This window comes from Corynebacterium sp. HMSC074C04, from assembly GCF_001838295.1.
Lineage (GTDB): Bacteria > Actinomycetota > Actinomycetes > Mycobacteriales > Mycobacteriaceae > Corynebacterium > Corynebacterium amycolatum.
Map to the genome: position 1 here is coordinate 114,299 of NZ_KV836272.1, position 5,810 is coordinate 120,108.

The following is a 5,810-nucleotide window of genomic DNA, read 5'->3' on the forward strand; positions in this document are numbered from 1 at the left end:
AGGCCGGCAGACACCGTACCGCCCGAGCGCGACACCCCCGGAATGAGCGCCAGACACTGCGCGAAACCCATGACGATGGCATCTCGCATGGTCAGCTCTTCATAGTTGCGCTCACGACGGCCGAACTTCTCTGCGGCGATAAAGACAAAGGAGAAAAGCACCAACACAGCGGCTGTAATCCAGAGATTGCGCAGGTTGTCGCGGATGAGGTCCTTCCCCAGCACGCCGATGATGGCAATCGGCAGTGTACCGACAATCACCATCCAGCCCATGCGGTAGTTGAAACCGCGTGCTTCCTTATTGAACAGGCCGGCAAACCAGCCAGTGAGAATCTGCCAGATGTCCTTGGCGAAGAACACCAGCACAGCCAATTCGGTGCCGAGCTGTACTACAGCGGTGAAGGATGCGCCGGCGTCTTGGCCCCACAGCAGCTCAGAGACAATCCGCAGGTGCCCCGAGGAACTCACCGGGAGAAATTCCGTCAGACCTTGCACTACGGACAGAATGATCGTCTGCGCCCAGGTCATACCGGTGCCGGCGGTATCGGCAGCAGTATCCGCTGAGGCGCTTAGTGTCGTCATGATAGTCACGGGTGTATAGGCTACTCGTCCGATTTGTGTTGTGGCTATAGCGAGGTTTCGGCGCGGCCGTAGCGAGACCTCTCCCGCGGAAGTTTTCCCGCGACCGCACGCAGGTGTCCTAAAGTAAAAATCGTGCAACAACGAATTCTGGGCAACAGCGGTTTACGCGTCTCCGCCTTGGGGCTGGGTACGGCCACCTGGGGTGCGGGTACCAGGCAAGACGAGGCCGGACGCATCCTGACGGACTTCCTCGACGCCGGAGGCAACCTTGTCGATGCTTCCCCACTCCACGGCGGCGACACTGTTGCCGACATGCTGGGTGCAGTCATCGCAAAGCGCGGCGTTGCCGACGAATTGGTGCTTTCGGTCGCATCTGGCATTCACCCCGAGCGGCCCGTCGGCAGGCGCGTGGACTGCTCGCGTAAGACACTGCAAAAGGACCTCGACGATACGCTCGGACGCCTCGGCGTCGAACACATTGATCTGTGGTCGCCCGGCTACTGGGATGGGCTGACCCCGCCGGAAGAGGTCGCCGACACCCTGGAATGGGCTGTACGCACGGGGAAAGTACGTTACGCCGGACTGCGTGGATACAGCGGATGGCAAGCAGCGGTGACGCATGCCGCCGCGAATCGAATCGCTCCGGTGTTTGCACAGCATGAGTACTCGCTGCTCCAGCGAAGCCCTGAGGCTGAGCTGCTGCCCGCCTGTGAGCATTTGGGTCTCGGCTTTATCGGTGGCGCCCCACTGGCCCAAGGTGTGTTGACCGCCAAATACCAGCACATCATTCCGGAGGACTCCCGCGCTGCTTCCGAACACGCGGACGCAGAGGTACAGGACTACCTCGACACACGCGGCGTCACGGTCGCAGGTGCGCTGACCACCGCAGCCAAGGGGCTCGGCGTCAGTGCTGCCGTCGCAGCGATTTCCTGGGCGCGCGATCGGCCGGGCGTCACCTCGATCCTCGTTGGCGCTCGAGACCGCGCTCAGCTACGCGAAAACCTCACCGCCGAACAACTCACGCTGCCACCGCAGATTTGCAACGCGCTTGACGACGTCACGCTGTAATCAGTAACCGCATTCTTATAAAGGCTTATAAAGCGCAACGAATGCGAGAACTTCCCACGGCTGGAGGCGTCCACAAAGTAATCCGGCCGGGGTGGTAGTTTCTATAGCGTGAGTGAAAACAGTCGTCGACGTGTCATAACCTCCCTTCTAGCGGGGCTTTCCGCTAGCGCAGTGGTCCTGGCAGGGTGCTCCTCCGATGTGGAAGGAGACATCGATGCCGGAATGGGCAACGCCACGCCAGTGCCGGCCGCTTCACCCGCTGCTCCCGATACTGCTATCGGGAAAGCCAAGAAGATTGATGAGGGCATCACTGATGCAGTGCTGGTCGGCGATCGAGTTGTCCTGAAGGCCGGGGACAAGATCTTTGCCGGTCCGCTGAATAACCCAATCGAGCGTTCGACGAAGCTGGACGCCAAGTGCGGCGAACTCGCGCCGGGCGGCCCCACTGCTCTGCTGCCGTGTGAAGATGGCATCCATGTCATTACTGACCAGGCCACGGAAGCGGCCGTCGTTGGTCGTGGTACCAACTACTCCGCCGCAGTTGGCCTGGAAGGCGGCCGCATCATCGGTGCCCATGCGGATAGCAATGTCATCGATGTATTCGGCGCTGACGGCGAGTTGGCCAGTGACTTCAAGGCTGCCAATAACGGTTCGCAGCTCGTTGTGATTCCCAAAGCGGACAATGACGCGGACGTCAAGCTGTTAGAGGTCAACCGCCCGGAAACTTCGGTGCATGAGCTCAAACTCGATGAATCCCGCGCTGGTTCTGCGCTGCGTGCGGGCATTGGCGTCGGCAAGGTAGCTTCCGGTGACCATGTCATCGCTGCCGCAGACACCAAGGGCAACCAGCTACTGATTTACACGGCAACCGACATCATCCGACTTCACCAAGCAGCTCCGGCTCCGGAGGCGCCGTGGGCGGTAGCGGTCGACGAATCGCGCGGAATTGTCTGGGTGACTTCGACGAAGGTGAACAAGCTGACTGGCTACGACATCAGCTCGGGTACCCCAGTCAAGGTCGCGGACATCAACACGGTTGCAGACCCACAGTCGGTTGTCGCCACCGAGGATGGCCAAATTGGCGTCTTCTCGGCTACCGGTGACGGAGCTCAGATTTTTGACTCCGCGGACGTCGATAAGGCAATTGCTGATTTCAAGCAGGATGCAGAGAAAATTCGTGAGGAGATGTCGGTTCGGGAGCCAGCCGATAAACTACCGACCGGTGCAGGTGACACCAAGGGAGCAGACGACTCCGAGGGAGAGACTAAGTAGATGCCTTCGAAACTTCGCGCCAAGTCCTATCAACTCGCGCTAAAGGCAATGTTCCGGGTTCCGCCGGAGCAGATTCACGAGGCCATCTCGAAGACCCTGAAGGGGCTGCAGAAGTCGGAGAGTCTTCAGCGGGCGGTGAGCAAGCTACTCGTTGTTGACGATGCTGTGCTGCGTCAAACCGTGTTCGGTGTGGACTTCCCGCGTCCGCTGGGGCTCGCCGCGGGCTTCGACAAGGCTGCTATTGCCCCGGATTGCTGGGGACGAATTGGTTTTGGCTACGCGGAACTGGGAACCGTGACTGCCAAGCCACAGCCGGGCAATGATCGCCCGCGTCTGTTCCGCCTGAAGGAAGACCGCGCCATCTTGAACCGCATGGGTTTCAACAACCCCGGTGCCGCCGCTGTAGCGGAGAACCTGCGGGCGCGTCGCAGCGACGACGTCATCGGTATCAACATTGGCAAGACCAAGGTAACTCCGCTCGAAGAGGCCGTCGATGACTATCGAGAATCGGCCAGCCAGCTCGGAGGTTTGGCGGACTATGTGGTTGTCAATGTCTCCTCACCGAACACGCCGGGTCTGCGCGACCTTCAGGCGGTAGAGTCCCTGCGGCCGATTCTGGCAGCGGTGACTGAGGAGACCGACTCGCCGGTGCTGGTCAAGATCGCTCCTGATCTCTCCGACGAGGATGTCATTGCAGTTGCTGACCTGGCTGTTGATCTGGGGCTGGCGGGCATTGTGGCAACCAACACCACCATTTCTCGCGAGGGCCTGCGTACGCCCGCGGATGAAGTCGCGGAGATGGGTGCCGGCGGAGTCTCGGGTGCACCTGTGGCAGCTCGGTCACTAGAGGTACTGAAGCTGCTGCACGAGCGCGTCGGAGACAAACTTGTTCTCATCAGCGTCGGCGGCATCGAGACTGCTGAGCAGGCATGGGAGCGGATTGCCAACGGCGCTTCCCTGCTGCAGGGCTACACACCGTTGATCTATGGCGGTCCAGACTGGATTCGTGACATTCACCAAGGGTTGGCTCGCCAGATTCGAGCTCAGGGCTTCTACTCCATTTCGGAGGCTGTCGGCTGTGGCCTGCCGTGGCGTGGTTAACTGCTGAGAGCCGTTGAGGCTTTTTAATCCAATAAACACGCGACCCCGGGTCCTGCTGCCATGAAGGCGCTGGCCCCGGGGTTTTCTGTATGAGTAGCGTGCCCGGGCGGTTGAGGCGACTGTGTGGGCGTCGTATCCCTACTCCCCAACGTTCTCCCACCACGGCGTGATGATGGCACGCGCAATCGAGTGGAAATACAGGTTGAAGCCAAGCACTGTCGGCGTCGCGTCTTCCGGAACATCAAGCTTCTCGACGTCGACCGCGTGCACCGCGTACATGTAACGGTGTGGGGCATGCTGCGCCGGTGGGTTAGCTCCGTAGTGACCACGCATGCCAGAGTCACCGACAAGCTGGATAGCACCGTCTGGCAGCTTAGAGCTGTCTTCGGAGCCAGCTCCCTGTGGTAGACCCTTTTCGGTCGCTGGAATGTTGAACACAGCCCAGTGCCAGAAGCCCGAAGCGGTCGGGGCGTCCGGATCGAAGCAGGTCACGGCAATGGACTTCGTGCCCTCCGGCAGATTGGCCCAATCCAACTGCGGGGAAACATTCGACGGAGCGCGGAATTCATCCGCAATCTTCTCGCCGTCCTTGATATCTGGCGAGGACAGCTCGAAGGTTGGCAAATCCTTCAGCGGTGCGTACGGATCCGGGCCCGGGAAAACCGGAGCATGTGCAGTGTTATTTGTAGCATTGTTTGCGGTGTCGTTGGAATTCGTAGTCATAACTACCAGTGTGCCTACTTTATGAGCGCGCTGCAGGGACTTCGCCAGACTGCCTATCCTCAGTGCCGGATTCTCAGCGTGAATCCAATGCGGATGCGGGGCTAACAACGGAGATGTAATTACACCCAGGTTTGGCACCTTAATACCCTGATGACCTGCCAATTTGTGTTTCATTATGCAGTCGGGATACAGTATCACAGGTCAGCACGGAAGTGCTTCCTACCCGGTCCGGGTGGCGGAATGGCAGACGCGCTAGCTTGAGGTGCTAGTGCCCTATTAACGGGCGTGGGGGTTCAAGTCCCCCTCCGGACACAAGATAAATCCCGAGAAACTGCAGTAAATGCAGCTCTCGGGATTTTTGTGTTTTCTGGGGGACCTCTATGGTACTGCCCTATTGCAGCGCCGAGGTCAAGCGGAAAACAGAGTCCAGGTAGCGCTGGCGAAGGGGGCGGTCATTCCATTCCTCCTGGGTGAGCAGGAGGGATTTGTCGCGGTACTCGTCGGCAAGCGTGATCAGTTTGTCCACGATGGAACCGGCGGCGGAAAGAAGCGTGATCTCGTAATTGAGGCCGAAGGAGCGCATATCTAGATTGGACGAGCCGAACATGGCCATGCGGTCGTCGATAACCATGAACTTGGAGTGCAGGACGGCAGGCGCCGGATAGCGGTAAATCTTCACGCCAGCGGTTAGCAGTGCTTGGTAATAGGACTGCTGCGCGTGGCCGACCATGAACTGATCGGACTCTTCGTTAACGTAGAGCTGAACGTCGATACCTCCATATGCGGCGGAGGTCAGCGCCATGAGCATGGACTCGTCCGGGACGAAGTACGGGCTGACGGCGATAATCCGCTCGTGCGCCTGGTAGATCATGTTATTGAACACGCGCAGGTTCGGCTCCGTGCTGAAGCCCGGACCCGACGGCAGCACCTGGACCACGTTGTAGTTGTCGTTGACCTCAGTGGTGTGGAGTGAATAGTTCCTGGTGGCATCTGGGGTCTTGTATAGCTCGCTGGTCCAATCAACCGCAAAAATTGCGTCGAAGGCCAGCGCAATATCGCCCTCGA

General features: G+C 59.5%; 6 protein-coding genes and 1 tRNA gene. 4 read left to right on the forward strand and 3 right to left on the reverse strand.

Annotation, left to right across the window (positions count from 1 at the left end; genetic code table 11):
• Positions 1-581: undecaprenyl-diphosphate phosphatase (locus HMPREF3011_RS11365; protein WP_371440769.1), on the reverse strand; the 581-nt coding region annotated here is incomplete at its 3' end.
• A gap of 132 nt (positions 582-713) precedes the next feature.
• On the opposite strand from HMPREF3011_RS11365, the gene HMPREF3011_RS04845 reads away from it, so the two are divergent.
• From HMPREF3011_RS04845 to HMPREF3011_RS04855, 3 genes are all read left to right on the forward strand, one after another.
• Complete coding sequence (locus tag HMPREF3011_RS04845; RefSeq protein ID WP_070432142.1) at positions 714-1,649, forward strand: aldo/keto reductase; 936 nt, start codon at positions 714-716, stop codon at positions 1,647-1,649.
• Between the two features lie 108 nt (positions 1,650-1,757).
• A complete protein-coding gene (locus HMPREF3011_RS04850) occupies positions 1,758-2,921 on the forward strand; it encodes a hypothetical protein (RefSeq protein WP_210384618.1) in 1,164 nt (387 codons plus the stop codon).
• A complete protein-coding gene (locus HMPREF3011_RS04855; RefSeq protein WP_070841258.1) occupies positions 2,922-4,022 on the forward strand; it encodes a quinone-dependent dihydroorotate dehydrogenase in 1,101 nt (366 codons plus the stop codon). It abuts the gene before it with no gap.
• A gap of 138 nt (positions 4,023-4,160) precedes the next feature.
• Here the strand turns inward: HMPREF3011_RS04855 and HMPREF3011_RS04860 are convergent, their stop codons facing one another.
• Positions 4,161-4,745 carry a YbhB/YbcL family Raf kinase inhibitor-like protein gene (locus tag HMPREF3011_RS04860; protein WP_070432139.1) on the reverse strand — a complete coding sequence of 195 codons (585 nt, stop codon included), beginning with the start codon at positions 4,743-4,745 and terminating at the stop codon, positions 4,161-4,163.
• Positions 4,746-4,971: 226 nt separating this feature from the next.
• Here HMPREF3011_RS04860 and HMPREF3011_RS04865 point away from each other — a divergent pair.
• Positions 4,972-5,057, forward strand: a tRNA-Leu gene (locus HMPREF3011_RS04865).
• A 79-nt stretch (positions 5,058-5,136) separates the two neighbouring features.
• Here HMPREF3011_RS04865 and HMPREF3011_RS04870 read toward each other — a convergent pair.
• Positions 5,137-5,810 (reverse strand): phospholipase D-like domain-containing protein (locus HMPREF3011_RS04870; RefSeq protein ID WP_246821424.1); only part of this gene is annotated, 674 nt, incomplete at its 5' end.

What these genes read in the sequence shown, in the direction of transcription:
- HMPREF3011_RS04855 (WP_070841258.1), top strand. Translation starts at nt 2,922, where the DNA reads ATGCCTTCGAAACTTCGCGCCAAGTCCTATCAACTCGCGCTAAAGGCA.
- HMPREF3011_RS04860 (WP_070432139.1), bottom strand. Translation starts at nt 4,745, where the DNA reads ATGACTACGAATTCCAACGACACCGCAAACAATGCTACAAATAACACT.